This is a genomic window from Paenibacillus sp. P13VS, assembly GCF_015143645.1.
Lineage (GTDB): Bacteria > Bacillota > Bacilli > Paenibacillales > Paenibacillaceae > Paenibacillus > Paenibacillus xylanilyticus_A.
Window position 1 is genome coordinate 821,866 of the sequence record NZ_WYEV01000004.1, and the last position, 23,668, is coordinate 845,533.

Below are 23,668 nucleotides of genomic sequence, written 5' to 3' on the forward strand. Positions count from 1 at the left end.
GATCTCCTCCTATCTCAACATGTCGGACAGAAAAGCGAGTGCCAGGCCCTGACCCCAGCCTTGAATCCAGTCTTTGGGGATCTTGCGGTACCCTTCCCGATCCTTCATGACAGCTGTGCCGCCAGATACGCCCAGTACACGTCCATCTTCAGTGATATTTTTCAGTACACCGTCCAATGCCTTCTGCACATACTTGGTATGCAGCGGATTACCGTTATTGATCATGGCTGCCGCTATACCGCAAGACGCCGATACTTCTTCATAAGACTCTTCATCGTCCAGCACCGTTCTCCACAAGCCGTTGTCCGTCTGAACCAGCTTCAATGCTGCCAGTTGGTCCCGGAGTGAGCACTCGACGTCCATACACTGCGGATACAAATACCAGTCCTTCAATTGAGGTTTCACCTGTGACATTGTGTAGGCACCCCAGGCATTCGCTCTTCCCCAGTAAAATCCGGACATATGGTCTTTATTGACATTGTTATACCCGTGATACCAGAAGCCCGTGCTTGGATCTTGAAGGTATTTGATATGCCAGTAGTATTGATTCAGGGCATCCTGAATCATAGCTTCATCCTTCAACTTGCTGCCTACGCGCAGCAGGAAAAATGCAGCCATAAACAAGGTATCCGCCCATGCCTGTTCCGGAAAGTCATTGGCAACGGATACGGTATGCTGCAGCACGTTATCTCCGAAGCGGAGTGCATGATTCTGGAGATAATCTACTTTGCTCAGTGCAATATCCCAATATTTCTGGTCCCCTGTCTCTTCATACAACGTAATCAGCATATGGCCCATGGCACAGGTGTTCACCGTCCAGCTTGGCAGGCCCAGCTCAATATATTCATCCGCCCACTGAACCAGCCTGTCCAGAATCTCCTTGTTGCCTGTCGTCTGGTAGGCTCTGGTTACACCGTAATAGGCTACACCGCAAGGCCAGTCCCATGTCAAATCCATGGATAGTGTTTTTTGGGTGACGTTATCGATGACCTTTAACATCTCTTCCCTGTCATATTTCACTTGAAGCATCGGTATTCCCCTCTCCTGGACACATGCCCCCAAGTGTGCCCTGAGAGGTGTCCGTTCGTATTGTAAACGCTTTACTTATTCCATTCTACGCAGTAAAATGGTGTCAATCTAAGCATATTCGTAACAAAACTGCGCAATTTCAACCATTTATGAATGGGGGTATCGCATATGGCCAAAACCAGGAAGCCTGTTATTGAATACCGTCATTACAGCCTGCCCATCCATTTTCCCGTCCTGCTATTAAGCGGTGAACGCTGGAAAATATCCGATATCAAGAGCGAGCATCTTCATTTTCATAACCATCTGGAGATTGGCATCTGCTACTCCGATAGCGGCATTATGGAGATCAAGGGAGAATCCGTCCCCTTTCAGGCCGGCGATGTGACCTTCATTCCCCGATATCTTCCTCATACAACGTACAGCACACCTGGCACAGCCAGTTTGTGGGCTTATATTTTCTTTTCGCCGGACGACCTGTTTCAGCATTCATTAAAAGGTACATACCGGGATTTCGAGCCGAATCTGTGGGCAGTACAGGGAATGAACTGTGTGCTCAGCAAGGAGCAGTATCCCAAGGTGTACACACTTGCCACATCGATCGTAGAGGAGTTAAGACAGCAGAATCCCTACTATCAGGAAAGTGCCTACGGCATGATGCTGTCCCTGTATATCGAGCTCCTTCGAATTCATTCCCGGAATCGCCCCCTGTCGGAACAGGGAACAGATCATGGTTTGAAAGGGGACCTTGTGATCTCCCCTGTACTCGAGTACATCACCAAGAACTACATGACCCCCATGACCATCGACTTTTTGGCCGATCTGTGCCACTTGAGTACAACGCATTTCCGCAGAAAATTTTATGAGATTATGAGAACGACGCCTCTCGAATTCATCAACAGCACACGCATCGAGGAGGCCTGCAAGCAGCTGAAAAGCACCGACCATTCCATTCTGTCGATCTCCGAGCAGGTCGGTTTTCATTCCATTTCCAGCTTCAATCGCTGCTTCTCCAAACTGATGGGGCAGTCCCCCAAAGCGTGGCGCAAAGGTGCACAAACCGAAGTACAGTCCGCCAAAGCATCCATACTGGAGTTTACCGGCTGGGTCTAGGTCCAGGCTTGAAAAGCGAGAAAACAAGCTCCCTCCTCCCTATGGAGTTCACTCCGTTAGCGCAACAAATAACGCAACCATGAATGGTTGCGTTATGTTAATGCCTATACCTCACACAATTTCACCTGTGCTTGCGCCGGTTAATGCCTTTTCGGGTGTTTTTACGGCAGGTACAGACAGCCCCAGATTCCCTCGAAGGGTACTGCTCTCATATTCGGTACGGAATAATCCCCTCCGCTGCAATTCGGGAACCACCAGTTCGATGATATCGTTGAAGCCCTCCGGGAAATGAGGCGGCATAATATTAAAGCCATCTGCACCATCATTCAGGAACCAATCTTCCAATTGATCCGCAATTTGTTCCGGAGTCCCGACAATCTCCCGATGACCGCGTGCTCCTGCGATTCGTTCATAGATTGCACGTATGGATTGCAGGTTCTCCCGTTTCGCAATTTCACGAATGATGTTATAGCGGATTCGCGGATTGGTCTCATCTTCAATAGAGCTTGCTTCCGGAAGTGGTTCATCGACATCATACCCGGACAGATCAATATTCGTAAAAGCTGACAGATATGCTAATCCCACTTCAGGCAGAATATAGCTGTTTAACTGCTGCTGCTTCAGCAGGGCTTCTGCCTCTGTTTTGGCCACCGTAATGAACACGCCAGGCATAATCTTCAGATCATCCGGCTTGCGTCCGTATTTAGCCAGTCGACCTTTGACATCCCGATAAAAGACCTGTGCCTCTTCAAGCGTTTGCCAAGCTGTAAAAATGACTTCAGCCGTCTTGGCTGCCAGCTCTTTGCCAGATTCCGAAGACCCGGCCTGAACAATTACAGGATGTCCTTGCGGTGTTGTTGGGGAATCAAGAGCACCCTGCACCTTAAACCATGCCCCTTCATGGTTAACCGGATGTACCTTCTCTACATCCAGATATCGGCCATTTTCCTTGTCGATGATAAGCGCCTCATCCTCAATGGACAACCATAGCTGCTTGACAACGTCCACGAATTCCTCAGCACGTTCATAACGGAGCGCGTGCTGCAGATGCTTTTCTTTACCAAACAGAAGAGCTTCTCCCTCGTTGGCGGATGTGACGACATTCCAGGCAGCCCGTCCCTTGGATAGATGATCAATCGCTGCGAATTTACGCGCAACATGGTATGGATCGTTATAGGTCGTGGTCAGCGTGGCCGTTAACCCTATATTTTTCGTCACAGCCGCGAGGGCCGAAATGATGATAATCGGGTCCAGCTTCAATGAGGAGTGTGCATTACCGGAAAGCCGCTGGCCCAGGACATCGGCAAAAAAGATCATATCGAACTTACCGCGCTCAGCGGTCTGTGCAATCTCCGTTAAATAATCCAGATCGAATGCACGGCCTGCACCTGAAGAAGGATGACGCCAGCTTGCTACATGATGTCCCGGCAGATTAATGAAAGCTCCCAGTTTCATTTGTTTTCTAGTCATACGAACCACTCCCTTTTCCGATTTTGGTTAAAAACTTATTCATACAAACCACATTTATCTATCACACAAGGCCACTGCGAGTGCAGTACCATCTTCCGATCGCTGTTATCCCCAGATTTTTTTGATTCCCTTTTTCTAAGGGGAAAATCCGGTGATAAGCGTATGCTTCCGATGCAGCTTTCCTTCAGAAAGCTTTTAGGCGAGCGCTTCGCTTCTCCAGATCGATACTGCCTCTCCGTTTGTGTTTGAATTTTGGGGTATATATGAAAAGGTTATTGAGCAAATGGATTATATTCGTTGGTATATAAATCTTCCGGTTTCACCTGACCTTCTTTTAGCTCACCATTCGCCACAAGCCAGTCGATCCAAGTTCCGTATGCCGATGGAGTAATGACGCCTCCCTTTTCCGATATGCCTGTACTCTTCCAGTATTTAAGATTATCCGTCGTTTCCTTGCGTTCCCGCTGATTCACAATATCCTCGAACCGTGAGATGACTTCCTCCCTAGGTGTGGTCTGAGCCCAGTCAATGGCTTTGGCAACCCCCTCAACAAATTGCTTCACCGTATTCGGGTTCTCCCGGATGTAATCCTCACTGAAGAAATAGTCGCCTGCGGTAAACTCCTTACCGAACACATCGATATCTCTGAAAATTTCAGTGATTCCTCCTGTTGCCAGAGCCCTGTCCCGGCCGATTCCGCTTAACATCACGACGTCGATCTGTTGATTCCGCAGAACCTGTTCCGCACTTGAACTTGGGACAGTCACCAAAGTGACCTGTTCGATTTCCTTTTCCGTCAGGTTGCCTTGTCGTAAATAGTCTTTGAGGACAAATTCCAAATGGGCCCCGAGAATATTGACGCCTACCTTTTTCCCAATAAAATCTTTGGCCGATTGGATTGGCGACCCCTCAAGGGTGTAGGCACCAATGTACGTATGTTCATCACTGCCGTATGACCCGACGACCGATTTTATTTTCACGTTTTGGGAGTAGGATTTGATAATGGCTCCATTAAAAGCTGATCCAAAGTCGATCTGTTTCGTCGCCGTTAATTGAATGCTCTCCGGTCCCCCAACGCTGTCGCCTATGGATTCCAGTTTCAAGTCCCCCAAGTAGCCCAAATCTGCAGCCAGCTCCGGAAAAGAAACACTTCCAGGTGAAGACTGGTATTGCAAAACTTGATCTTCTTCTCCGCTCTCCGCGGAGGTCTTGGGATCTGAGCAGCCTGAAAGGACACCACTGACCAAGCCTGCAAGTACAAGAATGCCTAATGTTCTTTTCATCTCGCTTCTCCTCCTCCAAACGATGCTTATTCATAACTTATTAATTCAATTGAATTAGTAAGGATTAATGATAAAAAAATAATGAGGGAATATTTGAACAGAACTACTCATTCACTTGCTGTTTCCATTTGGAAAATTTACGTTCCAGCATGCTGAGCCCTTGGTTGATTAACAACCCCAGTAGAGCAATGGTTAATATCCCGGCATACATCTGAGGAATCTGGAAGTTATACTGGGAATACGTGATGAGATAACCCAAGCCTTCTTTGGCCCCTACCATTTCAGCAGCTATAAGTACCAGGATTGCCCCTGTCCCTGCCATGCGAATACCGGTAAAGATCGTGGGAACCGATGCCGGCAGTATAACCTTGAGGAATAATCTGAAGGACTTAATATTCATCGATCTTGCTGCCTTGATCAGCAAGGGATCAACGCTGCCGACAGCAGCAATCGTATTGAGAAGAATGGGCCAGGTGCAGGCGAAGAGGACGATCGCAATCTTGGAGGTTTCACCGATCCCCAGCAGCAGCATGAATACCGGGAGCAGCGCTAATGCAGCCGTATTTCGAAACAATTCCAGCACCGGATTCAACAGCTGTCTGGCTAATGGATACCAGCCAATCAGTAATCCTAACGGGATTGCAATAAGTAAGGCTAAGGCAAATCCACTGAATGAACGAATAATGCTCGCCAGAAAGTGAGTGAAAAGCTCACCTGAGAGGATCAAGCTCCATAATGCCCGGATGACCTCGGAAAAGGCAGGGAAAAATGCTGCATCTACCAAGCCTGTCCTTGGCGCTATCTCCCACAGTAGGACCAAGGCAATTAACACGATCGACTGTTTAAACAACTTCAGCACACCAGAAAAAGCAGCAGGACTTCGTTTACCAAGCCGTAGGGCTGAATGGGCAGTCTTTACGGATTCGATAGGAATACACTCCTTTAATCAATTAGATATACGCACCGCGGTATTCAGGTTCATGCAGCAGACTCCATACTTCATGGCGAGCTTTCACAAAGTCGGGATGGGAGCGAATATCCGCATCCTCCAGCCGCGATTGAAGCGGAATGTCCACAATTTGTCTCACCATACCGGGTCCTGGTGTCAATACCACTACTCGTTCTCCAAGATAAACCGCCTCATCAATACCATGCGTAATAAAAATGATGGTCTTCTGGGTCTTCTGCCAGATACGCAAAAGTTCACTTTGCAGGGATTCACGCGTCTGGGCGTCCAATGCAGCAAAGGGCTCATCCATCAATAAGACATCCGGATTAAAGGCAAGGCTTCTGGCAATCGCTATACGCTGCTTCATCCCCCCGGATAGCTCATGCGGATAACGGTCTCCGAAGTGAGTAAGCCCCACCAACGACAAAAAATGCTCTACCTGCTCCTTACGCTCCTGCTTCGGAATACCCTTGGCTTCCAGACCAAATTCAATATTGCCGCGCGCCGTCTTCCACGGAAATAAAGCGTACTGCTGAAAGACAATGCCCCGGTCAAGCCCTGGGCCCGTAATCGTTTGGCCATCAATCAAAATGCGCCCCTGTGTCGGTGACGATAGTCCACTGATCATATCAAGCAAGGTTGATTTCCCGCAGCCACTCGGACCCACGATGGTGATAAACTCGCCCTTTCTTACCGAAAAGTCCAGGTCTTTTACAGCTGTAAAGGCCTGAGTAGCCTCCTTTTGCTTGGGATCGCGGACCGTGAACGTTTTGGTGACACTCTCAAATCTGATTTTTTCAGCAGCAGCCATTGACTACACCTCTCTATGTATATTGGGATACCTAAGCAAAAAAAGCTCAGCTGACAACGACTAGCGCTGTCCTCTGAGCCTCTGGATAAACCAGTCAGCTTCCATTCAATGGTTAAAATTTGAACATTCACAATTTACATTAATCTGATGTGTTTACTATATTTTAGACCTGTAGGATTGTCAACAACTACTTGAAAATAATGTATTTTCGTCAAGTGAAATCCAGATGAAAACACATGCGTTGTCTTCCTTTAACACCTTACATATTTGCGTTTGAAACCAATCCGATTTTTATCTACGGCATTTTGAATATTACCGGAAGCATTTAGGAATTTGCTCTTTGGCTTGTCCTTCTGAACCTCGACGGGACCGATCGCCTTCGCCGTTTCGACAGCCTTATCATGCAGCGGAACGTAGGATACGGCCACGGTATATACGAAGTTGCTCATCGAATACTGGGTGCGCTCGGGAGATTGATGGATCATGGCCTGCACGTTCTCCAGCATCCCGCTCAGCTTATCCTCAGAGAATTCAGCGTCCGGGCGATTGCCCAGCAGCCAGCAATAACAGCTCCAGCCTGCCGACATCTTCAGCTCTTCGCCGCTGGCAATCCACCGATCTGCAACTTGCTGTGCAATATCTGTCTCCGATAGTGTAACGGCAACAATGAAGTCGGAGATCATGTAAAAATATGCGTCCTCGATCCATCGGTCGAAATCCGCTTCCGTCATCGCTTTCGGATCAGCAATAACACCCGCAAAATACATCGCATCATAATTCCCGGTTGCGTACAGCTGCTCGGCCAACGCCTGGTCCTTTTTGATTTTGCGAGCGATCGGCTTCATCGCACCTGTAGCTACGCCGAAGAGTGGTTCATGTGCACCATTCGACATGTATATCTTTTTCGTGCGCTCCTTGCCAAGTGCCTCAAGCTCCTGCATCACTTCTTCCAAATTCATTACGCAGCGCTCCTTCATATTGGATTGCGGATATTTTGTCTACCCCAGATCTCAGCTATTTTCCAAAACATCGTTGAAAAGCTGCCCGCCTCCATTAATGTCAATGATTTTAAGACGACTTGTGTTTTTGATAAAAATAGTCTTGTATTTCTCCTCACCATCTTGGTTCGTGAGTAAGAGAATCCGTTCATTTTCATTATCGGTTACCGTTCGAAAGGTACAGTCCTGGGAATCAACTTCTCGAATAATCATGTCATATTCGGGAAGCGAAGACCACTCGCTCTGCCTTGTACTTTCTTCGGTTGGTTCGTTGTTTGGCTGCGCCGTTTCGGTCTGTGCGGATGGTTCGTTGCTGCCCGAGGGGTTCCCGGTATCCGTCTGGTTCGATTGGCAAGCCGTCAACATCGTTGCGGCCGCAATCAGGATCATAAGCAGTCTGTTCATCGTTAGTCATCTCCTGCCTGCGTTAGTGCTTTTTTTATTGGATAAGGGTCTCTGACGCCAGCGTAAAGCCTTCAATCGCGACATCCTCGTCCACTTCAATCATAATGCAGCGTTTCCCTTGGAAATTCACCTGCTTGACGTATCTCAAATCCTGCGGGCTAACCGAAATTGTAGCGACCTTGGTTTCGATCTTGATGGACTTGGAAGTGAACTTCGGCATAACGCTAGTTGCTTTCATCTCATAGTTTTTATTATCCACGATCGTTTCGAATGCCCGTTCCACCTTCTCGGTGGTCACATCCTCCACGCCGCTGGCGTTCAGTACACGCTCCAGATCTTTGTAATCCAGCTTCGGAGGCTCTTCCTCCTTCGTCTCTTCGTTGATTTCAATCACCCGGTTAATCTCTTCGTACACCTGAGCAATGGTAGCTGAATCAAGCTCTTCCCCAGCCACTTCCTTGACGATATCTTCGAAGATCGCTCGCTCTTCCAGTGCCGTCACGGATCGTTCTCCGTTCAATACCTGTTCGACAAAGTGCGGATCCGGGAAATTTGATTTTCCCGTACAGTATAGAATCCGATTCACATCCGAATAGTTGTCCGTCACGCTTGGGTACAGGAATCCTTGCTCCGGCGTGCTTAACTTGATAATCGGATCGACAATGATATTGTACTTGAACTCCCGCTCCACATAATCGAACAAGAGAGTCTTCCGCTGTTTCTCCGTCGAGTTCACGCTGCATAAGATAAACGGATGGGCAAACACCTCGTTTTTCTCACTCTCTTCCGCTTCATCGTTTCTCGCCTTGGTCGGCAAATAATACTGCCCCCGAACAAATGTGACCACCATGTCCCGCTCATACTTGGCATCCGCCAGCATTCGGTCCACGAGCAGCAGCATCATGTCCTGCCATTCTTCCGGGTCACCCGTTACGAGTGCCTGATGAAGCAGTACCTGCGCAGGCTCTTCGGCTTCTTCCTGAAACTTCAGTTCGAACAATTTTTGATCCAGTTCGCCGGTCAGCAGTTTTTTGAAATTTCCCATGTATAACTCCTGCTTCTCCCGGTCCACCAGTTCAAACGGATGGCGCTCCCAGTGGTAGACTTCATTCGTTTCCTTCGTAATATAGACATTGAGGATATCGTAAATATTCAGTAGATCATGATCCATCTTGAATTGCTTGCGGATGTTGGCAACTTCTTTTTTGTTCATAGCGGACTCGGCAGCTCCTTCGATATATTCTGGCTTATTTAGTATAAATTATTGAGCGTTATTTTGTTAGCGATTTGCGGCTTGCATTGCTGTGCCTGCGGGTCCATTCTCCCATGCACCTGATCCTCTATTGTGGCATATTTGGATACCCGAGTCGAGGGCATTTCCTTGAATTAAACATCTTACTTCACCTGTGCTTATTTTCCTTTTCCCGAACCTGCTGCATTATGGGGATATCAAAAAAAGAAGACAATCCTCTTGAGTAATGATATGCAGTTTCCATGCATCTCTTAATCATATCTCACCAGAAAAGCCATCCCCTCAAATAAAAATGGTGATACGGAATCTGATCCGTACCACCAAGTTCATTTCATATTATTTTGTTCACGCGCCATTCACTGTCGAGCACAGTAAATGGATGCCCGATGTTTATGGCACGCTTCTCATGCAGCAGATCATGCTGTCGAGCATAGAGGGCATATCGTTTATGGTATTACAGCTTACCTGCCGCTTTCACTTTCACGAGCAATGCGTTACCTGGCAAATAGGCAATCGGAATGTCCTCGACGGACACAATCTGAACCGTCTCCGGGTTCGCGCCAGCTGCCGTTGCCTCGTTTACGGCGCTCTCCTTGGCATCCTGCATGACGTCGTCATATTTCCAGTCGTCCAGCGAATAGATGCGCTCCGACTCGCCGCTAACCTCTCCGAGTGCTGCTCCGATCGCGTTCGCCGCATCATAGTTGTCTGGCCGGATGATTCGGCTCGCCCCGGCGAGTGTCTCCGGCACCAGCAGGCTGCCGCCGCCAACCAGAATGACATCGACCGGATCAGCACTCGTTTTCATCCGGTCAATGGCGTCTTCCAGGCTCTGCTGCATGACAGCATCCACCTTACGGCACACGGCTTCGTCCACCGCAGCCGCGTTGGTGCCCGGCCATACGGCCCGGCCCAGCTTCACAGCCACGTCCGTCGTTGTCAGCGTATCACCACCGAAGATGCGGGCCCGTTTCGTCAGCTCATAGCCAACGCTGTCGGGGCCAACCGTTACGCCGCCAGCGTCATCCAACCGGACAATGGTACCGCCACCGAGACCAATGGACAAAATGTCCGGCATCCGGAAATTCGTACGAATGCCTCCGATATCCACCGCAGCCGAGGACTGACGTGGGAAGCCTTGCACTAGCACACCAATATCCGTTGTTGTACCGCCAATGTCAACGACCAGCGCATCCGTCAGCCCGGACAGGTGTGCAGCGCCGCGAATGGAATTCGTCGGTCCACAGGCAATCGTCAGAATCGGATAACGGAGCGCATATTCGCTCTTCATCAACGTGCCGTCATTCTGGCAAATGTACAGCTGCGCATGGATGCCGAAGCCGTTCAGCGCTTCTTCAAAGCCGCGTACGACACCCGCAATGACTTGCAGCAGCGCTGCGTTCAGCACAGATGCATTCTCCCGCTCAAGCAGTCCGATGCTGCCAATCTCACTGGAATAGGTAACTGGCATGTCAGCACCCAGCACTTGGCGGATGATCTCGCCAACCCGCTTCTCTTGGTCACGGTTCACTGGAGCAAAGACCCCGCACACCGCTACAGCGTCAACTTCGCCCTTCATCCGGTTGGCCAGTTCAGCAATCTCAGCTTCATCCAGACTTGCAATCTTGCGTCCATCATACTCATAACCGCCAGAGGCTATATAGCTATGCGGCCCAACCGCGGCACGCAGCGATTCGTCCCAGCCAGCAAGCGGGGGAACGGCTGTCGTTGCCGGAGCGCCAATACGAATCAGGCCAACACGGCCGAGATGCTTGCGTTCCACGATGGCATTCGTGCAGTGCGTGGTGCCAAGCATCGCGTAGCGAATGTCTGCGCCGTTCACGCCGCTCTCCTGCAGCAGGCGGCGAACAGCCTCTACAATGCCTTCGTTTACGTCAGCCGTCGTATGGACCTTGACCTTGTGCACGCAGTGCAAATTGGAATCCAGCAGGGCGGCGTCCGTATTCGTGCCCCCTACATCGATGCCGATCCGGTAAACCTGGTTTATATTTGGTTCAGTCATAGTTCCCTTGGTCATTGCGCCGCACCTCCTTTCAAAACCAACGTCTCAATCGGCACATAGTCGAAATCATATCCGAAGTATCGCGGCCCCGCCGTCTCAATGCCTTTTGGTGTACGCCATTTGTCATCGCATGGCAAGCCTGCTACCGTCACCCGGGCACCATACTTCAAGTTCTCCGTCGTTACCGGCATACCCGTATCTTGATCCAACAACGTGATCAGGTCTGGGGTAATGGCGAGCGGTTGGTCATCAACGGTGGCGAGCAGGAACTCATTTTGGAAAAACAACCGCATCGTCTTTCCCTTGTTCTCTCCGGTGCCTTCAAATACCGCTTCACCGCGTGTAAAACCGCCATCCATACGGCGGCGGATATCCACGGCCTTGCCATGAAACAGGGCATGTCCATGCAGCTTCGTAAGCAGTTCATGAACAGGATTCAGCTTCTCCTGCTTCGCTTCGAACAGCGTCCGCCCAATCTCATAAGCGAGCGTTAGTGTACCCCCGATCGCGCTCTGCTTCGCCTGCGCTCCGGATACCGGATAATCGCAGATGGAAGCAGAACCCCCCATCTCTACTGTCAGCGCACGCGCCATGCGCTCTTCCCATACACCATCGATCGTATGCATCAACGCGCTATTGCCGCGCTCATCCGCCATCGCCACTGGACTGCACGGGATGCCTTCCAGATGGAAAGTGACCATCTGCGATTCGGGAAAAGCACGCCCCATCGCATCGGCGTCCACAAGCGGAATTCCGCGCTGCGCCGCCGCAATGACAGGAACGAGTGAGTTGCCGCCACCGACCTCGATCGGCATGACGGCATCCACTTTGCGGCCAAGTTCTCTTTCCATCAGATCCAGCGGCTTGGTCAGCTGTTCTGCCGAAGGGATTTTCTCCAGCATCACCGTAGGTGCACCAATCATCGATACCGGTACGACAAGTCCTTCATCATCCAGTTCTTCAAGCTGCACAATTCGGACCGGGCCATGCTTGCGGATGGCCTCCATGGCAATCAGTTTACCGACATGTGGGTCGCCCCCACCGCCTGTGCCCAGCACCGCTGCGCCAATTGCAATATATTCAATAGCCTGTTCATCAAGTGTAGTTAATCTTGCTGCCTTGTTCATGCTTTCATCCCTTCTTTACTACCCATTTGCCTATGATGGCTTGTACGATAAATGCCATCAAGAAGCTGTCCAGCGCCGGAACCTGCGTCACCTGGAACCAACCCAGCCCATCCGGAGCCATCGTTGTCATGAATCCGAAGAATGTGGCAAGGACCCATACCACGATGGAGCGAGGAATCCAGCTCCGGTTGCTGTCCAGCCCTTCAAACGAGAATCTTTTTTTGTTCACCAGCAAATACTCTGCCGTGTATATACCTCCCAGCGGGGCAACAAGCATCGTAATATATGTCAGGAACGTTGTGAAACGGTCATAAATGCCGAAGCATGCGAGTGCTGTTGCAATCAAGCCTGCTATGACGGTAATGACGGATTTGGGCATCCGTCTGAATACAACGGAGAAACCCAGTCCTGCGGAATACAAATTGTTCGTATTGGTCGTCCATTGTGCCAGTGTCAGCACGATAATGGCGGGAATGCCGAGTCCGAGCGTCAGGAAGATGCCCGTCAGATCGTCGGAATCCATCGCCCGTGACAAGAAAATGGCAATGATCGTCATGAAGCTGTTGCCGACAAAGAAACCGACAAATGCAGCCGTAATTGCATGCTTGGGTGTCTTGGCCCAGCGTGCAATGTCAGGAGACAGTGCTGTCCCCAGGATAAAGATTCCAATGACCAGCGAGATCGCCGTTCCCATCGGCAGGGCTTCCCCTTCAAAAGGAGCCCAGACCGTGCTGCCACCTTCGCCGTTCAGCGCCATGACCAGCGCGACAATAATAAACACAACCAGCAGGGGTACCGACCAGACGCTAAGTTTTTCAATCGCCCGGTAGCCCCAGATTGCCGTGGACATCATGAGCAGTCCGCCAATGATCGACAGTACCCATAGTGACCAGTGCCAACCCCACAGCTCGCTAAGCGCCGTTTGGAAGTTGGTAGCGAAGAAGCCAACCTGTACACCGAACCAGCCCAGCGATGAAATACCGAGAATGACGGAGACGATGAGAGCCCCTTTGTTTCCGAACAGAAACCGGCTGATCATGGCCGTCGACAGGCCTGTTTTGGCCCCAACATAGGCGCACACCGCCCCGATAATACCCAAAATAATTGAACCAACGATGACCGCTGTAAGCGAGTCACCAATGCTCATGCCTGCGCCGAGCTGCGCCCCCAGAAACATGGCGGACAGGTCGATCCCGATCGCAATCCAGACAAGCGCCATCGACAGCCATGATTTTCGTAAATGCTGAGGTACGGGTTCCCGTTCGTAATCTTCAATTTTCGTATCGTTGCTCATGTTCCACCCTCTGCTTTCTGTACAATCTAGTTGATTGCCTAAGCTGCGACGGATCTCCAGAACATCTCAAAGGCATGTTTCAGTTTCCGTTCGAACAGCTCGGGCGATTTATAGTAGTAATATTGCATGCCCAGCCCGTCCATCAAAGTAAGGAACGAATCCACCAGCGTCTCTATCGGAACGGCAGCCAAATCGCCGCGATCCAGACCTTCCTGCATGATCTCGCCGATAATGCTGCTCAGCAATGTATCGAAACGCCCGAATGCCTCCTGCATCCTATCCAATAGGAAATCCGGCGGGAAAATCAAATACCGGAAGGCAAACACGGCAAGCTCTGTTTTGTTTCGGTGATAATCGTATTGGCGAAGCAGCAGCGCATGCAGTTTTTTCTCCGTACTCATTCCTTTGCTGGTTTCCGCCATCGCTTGAATATATTCGTTATAGGCGCTCATCGATTCTTCGAAGACCGTCATGAACAGATCTTCCTTGCTCTCAAAAAAGGCGTAGATTGCCGGAGTTTTGACGCCGACCTCCTTCGCGATTTCAGATAATGCCGTCCCATCGTACCCCTTCTGCCCAAATAATCTCAGCGCGGCTTCCTTCAGCTTCGTTCTGGTGGTCATGGTCATCCCCTTTTCTCCATTCTAATTAACGTTAATTAAGTAGATTATACAATTATCTGCATAAAAATCAATGCAATTAATTGCTATTTCAGCTTTTTATTTCAATGTTATACGGCCGAGATTCAAGCAGGACAATATATTCGCAGATTCGGGCTGGAATGAATTAGTAGATTGCAAAAGAGTGCATAAGAGTTCCATTTGCCCTTAACCTGATAAAATGTATAACAAAAAGAGGTACCCTGACATCAGGATACCTCTTACTAGAATGTTAAACCTATTCATTCAAACAGCCGTTGATGCTTATGAAAAAATTCGTAAAAGAATCGTACATTGTCCAGTTCATACCACTCTGTCGTCTGCAGCATGCTGGCATCAAGATTGTAGATCTTCGCATGAAGCGTGCCCAGAACAAAAGGAGAGTGCGTGGCAATAATGAATTGACTATCGAAGTAACGCGCCAGATCGTTCATCTGTTCAGCCAGCTTGATTTGATTCGCGGGAGACAATGACGTTTCCGGTTCATCCAATAAATACAGCTGCCCGGGGAGCAAATGCTCCTCAAAGAACTGCATCGAGCTTTCCCCGTTCGAATACTTCTCCTGCGAGAATCGAATGATATCCATCTTTTTCTCAAAAGCATACGACTGCTCCAGCTCTTCGACCTCGGCCTTGCTCTTTCCCTGTACGAATTGCTCATGAAGCAGCCCTTCGCGAAGCACGCTTTCCTGCTGTATTTTCTTGATTTCATATAGCAGATCCTCTGACTTGATGTACCGGCTACCCTCGGGCTTGTATACGGGACGCTCCTGTTCATCCAGCCCGAGTTGATAGCTGCTTTCCTCAATAAACCGCTGAACATAGATGCTGTGTCCATAAGTGGACATACGCTCTGCGCCCGCCATTCCCAATTTGTTCGCGATCAGATTCAGCAAAGTGGATTTGCCGGAGCCATTACTGCCGTAGAGTACCGTGATTCGGTCAAACAGCAGAACCTCCCCTGCCATGTGTCTGAATACATGATCCGGGTAGATATTCGGGTTGCTGGAAATGACAGAAGAGAGTGTGAAGTTACTTATATGCAGCATCGTCTCGCTCCCCTCCCGGATAAAATAAAATGACTTCATGTAGAATAGCGGATTTCATAACGAACAATCTAGCCAGGTAACCATACGACCTAGACCTCTTCTATTCAAGCACCGTCCAGATATCCAATGCCGACATACGAATGGCCTCATGCTCATGATTTCGGTATGCTCGCAAGCGTTCGGCACAAGCCTGATTCCACAGCAATGTGGTTCCCGCAATCTTCAACAGAGAAAGCCCAAGATACTGGGCCGCAATTCGCTGCTGGCCTCTCAGATGGTCCACCAGATCCAAAATCGCCTCCGGTTTCCAATACGCCTGACTGGCATTAGCTGCACGATTGATCTGCCTGTAGGCTACCTCGGATAGATACGGATGCTTGTCCACCATCTGAATCACAGGGTCCAATTGCAGGGAGGCCTGGTCCACCTCGTTCCATTCCACATGTGCCAAATGTAACTTAATTACGGCTGTTCTCAGCGTTTCTTGGGATTGAAGAGCAGCAATTATGCCTGTATATAAAGGAACGATTCTCCGCTTCGCTTGTGGAGGTAATGAGATTAGTTTGTCTATCAACGCGACCAGTCGCTGCCGTTCTGGAAGGTCTCTCTCCGAGCTGGCATTCCATTCGGCTCTTGTCTCCGTGCCCGCCAATTGTGTGCAAACGTTAATGACCTGGTCATTCACCTTTCCTTCACGACAAGCAGAAATTAGCGTATCCATCGCTGCCTTCCACCTGGCTTTGTCCTCCAGATCCAGAATCGTTTTGCTGGCCGAAGCTGCCACCTTCTCTTCACTTCCATCCACCCACAGGCTCATCGCCTGGAAAGCTTCTCTCGCCACAACCGGATCGTCATGTCCGGCGATCTCGATAATCAATTGCAAATATCTTGGCCGAGCTTCTACGGGAATGCCGCCAGAATACTGATTAAGCAGGCTTCTTGCGATATCACGCTGCGGGGAAGCAGCCATCGCACTCAGCATGGCCCAGCTGCGTTCATCATCCAGCCATTGTCTGGCCGCATGGCCTATGGCGATCATCACGTCCTTGTGCACATTCGGTTTCTCGTATTCACGGATGAGAAGTGCCATGCTCTCTTCACTTTTATAAGCTCCAAGCAGCCGGATGGCCTCTTTTCTGACCGTGATCTTCAATTTCTCCCGATGGAGCAGTTCAGACAGCATGGACGTCAACATCACCGGACTGACCCTGCGCATACATCTGGGGATCGAGTACATCGCAACCCGGGCCCGATCTCCATCCAGGTTGTTTAGCAATACAGGCAGTGCCTTCTCAGGCTCTTCCCATAACGAGTACGCATACAGCGCTGCCTCCACAACATGCACTTCCTCGTCATGCAGTAATACTTCCAGTTGATCAGAGCAATAATCAGGCAAGCTGGCCAAGCTGCGCATCGCGGATGCACGTTCATGGAAGCTTCGTTTGGCATCGAGTGCCACCCGTTCCAGCAGGGAGGCGAATGCCTTTTGCTGACGGGGCAGCCACCGATAAAACCCGTTATGCGCAGGTACAACGTAAATGGTTTTTCCCGATAAATGCTTGCCTTTGATGATTTCCCCCGAGATGAACGGGTCCAGCCACTCCTGACGCTTCAGATGCAGATGCATGATTACGTCATAGAATGAGATGAAGGATGGGTCTCTGTCCAGCAATTCTCTAACCCTTGCATCCCGGGTTTTATAGGGTGCGAGCCAGTAATGGACTGCCTGTGGGGATACCGTTTTGGCCTGCAGCAGTTCTTCCAGCAGAAGCTGGAGCTTCGGCAAACGATCCACGGCTTTTCCGAATAAATCTGCCATGCGCAGAATCACGCTCGTGTTTTCACGCTTGTTCGCTTCCACACCAAAGGCATAGACCTCATCGAATAACGCTTCCAGTGCAGAACTCGGTATGCTATCCCAATCCATCGTGTACAATGCAAACTGTCCGTCACGCATCGTCAATCTTCCGAACGTTCTAAGAGCAAACTTGAACAGGGCGCCCTTCGGCTCTAATGCATGTTCACGCAGTATGGCAAAAGCCAGTCTCTCCACTGCGGACCTTGTCCCATAAGACGTGTCTCTTGCTTCAATGACGCTATCCACCAGCACCGTCAGATCGTCAATATGCTCTTCCTTGAACATGGGAGCAGGACAGTTGGAGAGCTGAGCCATCACCATGAAGCGTACCGGATCCTGATCGTTCTTAATTCGAGTCAGGAAACGAAGCGTCTCATCCATACCTCGCCGGGAAAGTGCTGTGCTCCGAACGAGGTAGGCATAGGCCGCAGCTCGCTCGTCGCTGTTAGACACCTGAACGGCTTGCTCCAGCTTCTCCCGTGCATGATCGATGGTAAGGCGTGCCGTCGTTTCGAGCATGGTGTCCCGATCATCACGAATGTCACGCAGTTCCAGCATGCGGGCAGCTTCCTTGTCACGCAGCTCGTGTGGCAGTACATCCAGCAGCAGCGTGGGGAAAATGCGTGTCATCCGCTCTTCTTCCGGATAAGCCGCAGCAAAGATCGCTTCGCGATGTGACGGCGCAAGGGTATCCAGTACCCTGGCCAGGTGCACCGGCTGATCTGCGAGTAATGAACCCAGTGTGGTCCACTGGGCTGTGGTGAAGCATTTTCTTTTTTTCAAAACACCTGCCGGTACGCCATGATTCAGAAGATATTCCCGTGTCTCCTCACGTGTCAGCAGCTCAAAAACATCCTCTGGGCTGGCCTGAATCAGAATCCCCAGCTGCCGCTTGAGTACAGGATGAATCGTATCCGTCGGCCCAAGCGTCAGCGCACATTCCAGCACGATCGCCGGTCTTGAAAAACTCAATATTTCAATCGCGGAAGAGAGCGCCCACCATACATGGGTCTTCTCCCGGTGCGTTGCATGCTGCAAAGCATTCTTAAAGTACGCTGCGACAAGATCAGGGTGGTACTTCGTTAGGAGCCGCCAATTCTGTAACGCATATCCCAGCTCTGGCAGCCTGCTGCGTACCGTCTCTTCGCTGCACACAGCCAGTAGCAAGGCCGCTTCTTGTGCTCCCCAGCGGTTAAGCACGATCGGCAGCAGCCGCTCTGCCCAATCCTGACGATATGTATTCACAATGCTCCGCAGCAATTGGCGCCGGCAGTGGTATGACATCAGGACAATTTCCGTTTCAAACGAAAAGTCCGGGTCAGTCACCACTTCTGGCAATAGTCCAGCCGCCCGGCCCCTAACTCCGGCCTTGGGATGATGCAGAGCAAGTATAACTGCACGGGCATCATTCACTACACCCGCACCCGTCAAGGCCAGATGAGCCTCATAGGCGGTGCCGCTTTCGAGCAAGGATACAAGCAGCGCGGAATATTTCGTATCTCCTGCATGTTGGCGTCCCTGAAGTGCCATCCGCTTCATTCTGTCCGAATACCCCAGCGAGTCCAGCGCTGTAAGCAATTGTTCTCTATTTATCAGATCATGTTTATCTGTCATCATTTTCTCTCCCCTCATGCTTCTAATAAACGCTAATGAACACTTATAAGCGATCCAACCATCTCCACAACCATACTCCACAGGGTAATCCTGGAATAATATAACTTCTTGATTAGCATCGGATTTTCCTGTTTAATTCCACATCTCAGACAATGTTAGCGTACGGAGTCTATCCTCTTAGCCTAGATTGAAATATTACGGCAGTTGGACAAAAACCACATTCAATGTACTTCGTCTTGGTTTGTGTGTTTGACCGAGGCAGCAGGCTGCACACAAAAAAGGGATGACTCACGTGGTCCGTAAACGGCCCTTGGAGTCATCCCTTTTATCTAAAATAGTGCTTCTATTAAATTAGTTATTCCAGTACTGCTTCGCAATGCGTTGACCTTGGTCGATCTTCGCCCATTGCTGAGCTTCGCTCAGCTCATTACCGCCATCGCAGGAGGCGAACCCACATTGATGGGAGAGCAGCAGACGATCCTTATCAATGATTTTGGATGCTTCGTCAAGCAAACGGATGACGCGTGCTTCATCATCGAGTGTACTTGTTTTGGAAGACAGCAGGCCGAGAACAATTTCCGTTTCCGGTCTGTCCTTGAACACTTCCAGCGCTTCGATCGAACCTGCACGGTCATCATCCCATTCCAGGAAGAAACGGTCATATTTCAACTGTTTCAGGAACAGGTTGGCGATCTTCGCATAAGACCCACCACCCATATTGCGGGAATCGTAGTTACCGCGGCAGTTATGTGTCCACATTTTCAATCCCAGGCTGTGACCGAAGTCAATTACGTTATTGTTAATCTCAATAAATTCAGCAGCGAGACCCTTTACTTCCTCTTGATCAATGTGCTCGCCGGTAAATGGAGAGTTCGGGTTATCGTCTGCAAACAGCTCCCAGAGGCAGTCGTCGAATTGCAGAATTTTGCCGCCAGCCGCAGCGAATTCCGCTACGAATTCTTTATAGGCCTTCTCAAGACCCGCTTTGAGCTCCTGTTTGTTCTGATATACAGCATCCGTACCGCCGATGTTATCCGACCAGGACAGCTCACCGAAGATATGGGAAGGAGACGGTACGCAAAGTTTTGTTTGCTGATCGCCTGCCGTATCCTGCAGCTGTTTGAACAGTTGAATGAAGTGATGGTTCTTACCGCTCAGTTCACCTGTAATGCGCAATCCGATATCTTTGCGAGTTTCATATTTGGATGTTCCATCCACATCCCGGAAAAAGTAACCGTGGTCCGCAATATAGCGTTCGATTCCGTCAAAGCCCCAGACAAAGTCCAGATGCCACATCGACTTGGTGAACTCGCCATCCGTAACAACCGACAGGTTGTGCTCGATTTCCTTTTGTACGACCTCTTTCACCGCTGCAGTCTCGCACTCGGCATATCCTTCAAAGTTTTCATAGAATGGATATTGGATATCATCACGATGCTCAATTTGCGTTTTATATGTCAGCAGCTCTTCGGGCCGCAACAAACTTCCTACGATCTGGAACTTATCAGTCATGTAAATAACCCCCTCGTTGTATAGGGCTATCATAGCACGCGGAAAGGAGTTAGAAGAATAACCAAAAGAAGATAACTAGTTATAGCTAAAAGCTATAGCAAAACCAATTATCTTTTACTACCTGTTTACTTTGAATGCCCATCGAGAGAAATGAAGATTATGGTATAATCGGATAGTAATAGAAAGGCTGATATGGGCGGTCGGCTAATCTCCCGGAAGGGAGGTGATGCCTTGTGACAGTGTTTGAAGCGATTATGCTGATGCTTACCTTCGGTTCGCTGATTGTAGCGCTGCTGTCCAATAAACACAAGTAGACCGCCCCCCGAGCAAAGGTTGCGGTCTACTTGACGTACATCCTCTTGTTAAGCCCACCGCCCTTAAAAGCGGCTATTGCGCGGAGAGTCGTGTTGACGCACGGCTCTCTTTGCATTATAAGCTGTTCATGCCCTTATTATAACATGACGAATGAGGAATTCAATTCAAGACTTAACAAGCGTAGAATAAAAATGATAAACATCTAACTCTCAACTAATTCACAACGTCCTACGCCGAATTTCATAAAAATATTGCACGGCTGGATGCTTTAACTTGATCTTCTCGGACATGTTCAAAATTCGTTTTTTGCCAACGCGTCTGTCTACCAAAGCCAGAATGTTCAGCAAGATATCTTGACTCTCCAAACTTTCTTCAATAGGTCTTGATAAAAACGTAGTCGCTGCAGCCGTAAAATTGGATTTGCTTAATGATGACTGAGCTGACAAAAGCTCTTTGGCCAGGACAGAGATTTTTCTGCTTCTTGCAATGACGTGCAGGCGATCCTCTGGAATGGCTCCTTTGCTCTCTTTTCGAATCGCTTCAATCTCTTCATCATCCACAGGAATTTCAATATTCGGATCGTTCTTGATCTCCTGCTCCGTCTGGTACCAGCGGATTGGGGTTGTTGAGTCACTCATATTGAGTATGTTCTTCTTATCTACGGCAAGGTAACAGTTTCCTGGTCGATCAGATGAATAGCGATAGCTGGTTGATCGGTATTCCACCCTTCCTACTAATGCTGGACAGAGGAAACTCTCTAGATTTTGCTTCAATTTACTCCAGGACATTGATTTCTCCCTTGTTCAATATTCATAACCAACTTTTAGGTGGCTTCTCTACAATCCATCATACAATAACCTGTGCTTATCCTCTATGATTGGTCTTCAAAAGAAAAAACACAGCCAAGTCGGCCATGTTTTCCCAAGGTTAGTCTATTGTTACGCCAACCTACTGCATCTTAATTTCCTTGTACCTCAACCTCATCATGATTCTTGCTTCCAAACTCATCTAGCAGCGTGCGCACCTCTTTTGTGGATTTGGCGTTCATTAAGCTGTTTCTAAGTTCACTTGCCCCGCGGAATCCACGAACATAGATTTTGAAGAAGCGAGCAAGCGGGCTGAACGAACGCGGCTCCTGTGCGGAATATTGATCATAGAGATCAAGATGAAGCCGCAGCAAACCAAGCAGTTCTTCGCTGGTGTGTTCCTTCGGCTTTTTTTCAAAAGCAAACGGGTTCTGGAAAATACCACGCCCAATCATAATGCCATCCACACCATATTGCTCAGCGAGCTTCAACCCAGTCTGACGATCAGGAATATCCCCATTAATGGTCAGCAGCGTATTGGGTGCTACCTCATCACGAAGTTTTTTAATCTCCGGAATCAGTTCCCAGTGAGCATCTACCTTGCTCATTTCTTCTCTTGTGCGCAGATGAATCGAGAGATTCACGATGTCTTGTTTCAAAATATGGGTCAACCAGTCGCGCCATTCGTCCACTTCAGTGAAACCAAGTCTTGTTTTTACACTTACGGGCAGTCCCCCGGCTTTCGCAGCCTGGATAATTTCCGCAGCCGTTTCAGGACGACAGATCAGCCCGCTGCCCTTCCCGTTCTCCGCCACATTGGCTACAGGACAACCCATGTTGATGTCGATGCCTTTAAAGCCTTCTTTCGCCATACCGATGCTCATTTCCCTGAAGAATTCCGGCTTATCTCCCCAGATATGAGCTACCATGGGCTGTTCATCCTCTGTAAACGTCAAACGCCCGCGTACACTTTTGTTCCCCTCCGGGTGACAGTAACTCTCCGTATTCGCAAACTCCGTAAAAAATACATCCGGTCTGGCCGCTGCACTCACAACATGGCGAAACACAACATCCGTTACATCTTCCATCGGTGCCAATATAAAAAATGGTCGTGGCAATTCACGCCAAAAATTGTCTTTCATCTTAAAAACTCCTCTATATATACCGGGACCAACATGGCCCCGAGAATAGTAAATATCTGTTCATTCCCTAGTTCATCCATTGGGTACGAATGTTACTGCTTCTTCTTCAATTACACCATCTTCACTTATACCATGTTACCGCAGCGTAGTTCAAACAGCATTATATGTTAAAGCCGCGTCCAAACGAATACATTTTAATCTGAACAGACGCAAAGTTTTTTCATGGCCGCATAAAAAAGAGGGGCGATGCCCCTCTTGGCTACTTACCCAATGGAACTTGGATCCGGGTTACCCCTTCCTCCATTTGTCCTTTCTCTAATTTTATCACGTCTCAAGCTGATTTTCAGCACCAGTTTATTCGTCATGTCTCAGAGCCTAACTCAACCCCTGCATTGTCTCCCCCAGTATAGAAATCAAAACGCCTCCATCGTTCTAATGATTCTCGATGTCCGCTCTTGCCGAACCGAATAAGCTCCTCTACAATTAAAGCTCGGCAGGCTTTTCTACCTGCAAATCGTGACATAAAGGTGGCCTGAATCAAACATGGAAATTTCATTGGATATGATCAAAGACAAAGTCGAATGCCTGCAGGCTTATGACTTCAAAGAACTGGAACGTACGATTGAAGACCGAATCGGAATCAACAAAGCGCTGATGCTGCGAGTGAAGCAGGTTCAGCATCAAGTGACGTACCACCCCATTCACAACAAGATGTTATATAGTGCCGTTGTGCATTTTGCCGTTGATTGATGGAGTACAGGTAAATAAATGGGAACAGCAGAAACCGGATTGATCTATATTCAATCCGGTTTTTGCTTTGTTTTGTGATCATACTTTTTGCAAACTTGTGCTTTATATTTTTTCATACCGTCTCTTACATAAGAAATCCCCAACACTTTTAACTGCTCATTAATCTTAAGCAAACAAGCGGCTGCCTGATCGGCAACCGCTGTTTCTGACAT

21 protein-coding genes are annotated in these 23,668 nt (G+C 49.2%); 3 read left to right on the top strand and 18 right to left on the bottom strand.

Features of this window, described 5'->3' with window-relative positions; translation table 11 throughout:
* Positions 1-9: 9 nt before the first annotated feature.
* Entirely contained in the window at positions 10-1,029 is a 1,020-nt protein-coding gene (locus GUA98_RS13440; protein ID WP_193723333.1) for a glycoside hydrolase family 105 protein, read from the bottom strand.
* A gap of 168 nt (positions 1,030-1,197) precedes the next feature.
* Between GUA98_RS13440 and GUA98_RS13445 the strand changes: the two genes are divergently transcribed.
* Positions 1,198-2,139 carry an AraC family transcriptional regulator gene (locus tag GUA98_RS13445; RefSeq protein WP_193723334.1) on the top strand — a complete coding sequence of 314 codons (942 nt, stop codon included), beginning with the start codon at positions 1,198-1,200 and terminating at the stop codon, positions 2,137-2,139.
* A 111-nt stretch (positions 2,140-2,250) separates the two neighbouring features.
* On the opposite strand, the gene GUA98_RS13450 is transcribed toward GUA98_RS13445, so the two are convergent.
* From GUA98_RS13450 to GUA98_RS13515, 14 genes are all read right to left on the bottom strand, one after another.
* The gene (locus GUA98_RS13450; protein WP_193723335.1) at positions 2,251-3,609 is read right to left on the bottom strand and encodes an LLM class flavin-dependent oxidoreductase; all 1,359 of its coding nucleotides are present in this window, start codon (positions 3,607-3,609) and stop codon (positions 2,251-2,253) included.
* 272 nt (positions 3,610-3,881) lie between these two features.
* Complete coding sequence (locus GUA98_RS13455; protein WP_193723336.1) at positions 3,882-4,892, bottom strand: ABC transporter substrate-binding protein; 1,011 nt, start codon at positions 4,890-4,892, stop codon at positions 3,882-3,884.
* A 103-nt stretch (positions 4,893-4,995) separates the two neighbouring features.
* Complete coding sequence (locus GUA98_RS13460) at positions 4,996-5,751, bottom strand: ABC transporter permease (protein ID WP_321573875.1); 756 nt, start codon at positions 5,749-5,751, stop codon at positions 4,996-4,998.
* A 91-nt stretch (positions 5,752-5,842) separates the two neighbouring features.
* A complete protein-coding gene (locus GUA98_RS13465) occupies positions 5,843-6,652 on the bottom strand; it encodes an ABC transporter ATP-binding protein (protein WP_193723337.1) in 810 nt (269 codons plus the stop codon).
* A 251-nt stretch (positions 6,653-6,903) separates the two neighbouring features.
* A complete protein-coding gene (locus GUA98_RS13470; protein ID WP_193723338.1) occupies positions 6,904-7,611 on the bottom strand; it encodes a DNA alkylation repair protein in 708 nt (235 codons plus the stop codon).
* A 51-nt stretch (positions 7,612-7,662) separates the two neighbouring features.
* A complete protein-coding gene (locus GUA98_RS13475; protein ID WP_193723339.1) occupies positions 7,663-8,055 on the bottom strand; it encodes a hypothetical protein in 393 nt (130 codons plus the stop codon).
* Between the two features lie 34 nt (positions 8,056-8,089).
* On the bottom strand, positions 8,090-9,268 hold the full coding sequence (locus tag GUA98_RS13480) for a DUF4317 domain-containing protein (RefSeq protein ID WP_193723340.1): 1,179 nt from the start codon (positions 9,266-9,268) through the stop codon (positions 8,090-8,092).
* 493 nt (positions 9,269-9,761) lie between these two features.
* Entirely contained in the window at positions 9,762-11,345 is a 1,584-nt protein-coding gene (locus GUA98_RS13485) for an ROK family protein (RefSeq protein WP_193723341.1), read from the bottom strand.
* Positions 11,342-12,457 (bottom strand): DUF917 domain-containing protein, encoded by a 1,116-nt coding sequence (locus tag GUA98_RS13490; RefSeq protein ID WP_153976953.1) that lies wholly within the window; start codon positions 12,455-12,457, stop codon positions 11,342-11,344. The genes GUA98_RS13485 and GUA98_RS13490 overlap by 4 nt, the downstream gene beginning before the upstream one ends.
* A 4-nt stretch (positions 12,458-12,461) precedes the next feature.
* Positions 12,462-13,751 carry a cytosine permease gene (locus GUA98_RS13495; RefSeq protein ID WP_193723342.1) on the bottom strand — a complete coding sequence of 430 codons (1,290 nt, stop codon included), beginning with the start codon at positions 13,749-13,751 and terminating at the stop codon, positions 12,462-12,464.
* A gap of 38 nt (positions 13,752-13,789) precedes the next feature.
* Positions 13,790-14,374 carry a TetR/AcrR family transcriptional regulator gene (locus tag GUA98_RS13500; RefSeq protein WP_285856012.1) on the bottom strand — a complete coding sequence of 195 codons (585 nt, stop codon included), beginning with the start codon at positions 14,372-14,374 and terminating at the stop codon, positions 13,790-13,792.
* Positions 14,375-14,652: 278 nt separating this feature from the next.
* Complete coding sequence (locus GUA98_RS13505; protein WP_193723344.1) at positions 14,653-15,459, bottom strand: AAA family ATPase; 807 nt, start codon at positions 15,457-15,459, stop codon at positions 14,653-14,655.
* A gap of 100 nt (positions 15,460-15,559) precedes the next feature.
* The gene (locus tag GUA98_RS13510; RefSeq protein WP_227779612.1) at positions 15,560-18,931 is read right to left on the bottom strand and encodes a HEAT repeat domain-containing protein; all 3,372 of its coding nucleotides are present in this window, start codon (positions 18,929-18,931) and stop codon (positions 15,560-15,562) included.
* Positions 18,932-19,282: 351 nt separating this feature from the next.
* Positions 19,283-20,443 (bottom strand): cobalamin-independent methionine synthase II family protein, encoded by a 1,161-nt coding sequence (locus GUA98_RS13515; protein WP_193723345.1) that lies wholly within the window; start codon positions 20,441-20,443, stop codon positions 19,283-19,285.
* Positions 20,444-20,682: 239 nt separating this feature from the next.
* Here GUA98_RS13515 and GUA98_RS30285 point away from each other — a divergent pair, with 239 nt between their 5' ends.
* Positions 20,683-20,757 carry a putative holin-like toxin gene (locus GUA98_RS30285; RefSeq protein ID WP_354485870.1) on the top strand — a complete coding sequence of 25 codons (75 nt, stop codon included), beginning with the start codon at positions 20,683-20,685 and terminating at the stop codon, positions 20,755-20,757.
* 219 nt (positions 20,758-20,976) lie between these two features.
* On the opposite strand, the gene GUA98_RS13520 is transcribed toward GUA98_RS30285, so the two are convergent.
* A complete protein-coding gene (locus GUA98_RS13520) occupies positions 20,977-21,546 on the bottom strand; it encodes a hypothetical protein (RefSeq protein ID WP_153976948.1) in 570 nt (189 codons plus the stop codon).
* A gap of 170 nt (positions 21,547-21,716) precedes the next feature.
* The gene (locus GUA98_RS13525) at positions 21,717-22,706 is read right to left on the bottom strand and encodes a tRNA dihydrouridine synthase (protein WP_153976947.1); all 990 of its coding nucleotides are present in this window, start codon (positions 22,704-22,706) and stop codon (positions 21,717-21,719) included.
* 543 nt (positions 22,707-23,249) lie between these two features.
* Between GUA98_RS13525 and GUA98_RS13530 the strand changes: the two genes are divergently transcribed.
* A complete protein-coding gene (locus tag GUA98_RS13530) occupies positions 23,250-23,456 on the top strand; it encodes a DUF2536 family protein (protein ID WP_153976946.1) in 207 nt (68 codons plus the stop codon).
* A gap of 50 nt (positions 23,457-23,506) precedes the next feature.
* Here the strand turns inward: GUA98_RS13530 and GUA98_RS13535 are convergent, their stop codons facing one another.
* A complete protein-coding gene (locus GUA98_RS13535; RefSeq protein ID WP_193723346.1) occupies positions 23,507-23,668 on the bottom strand; it encodes a hypothetical protein in 162 nt (53 codons plus the stop codon).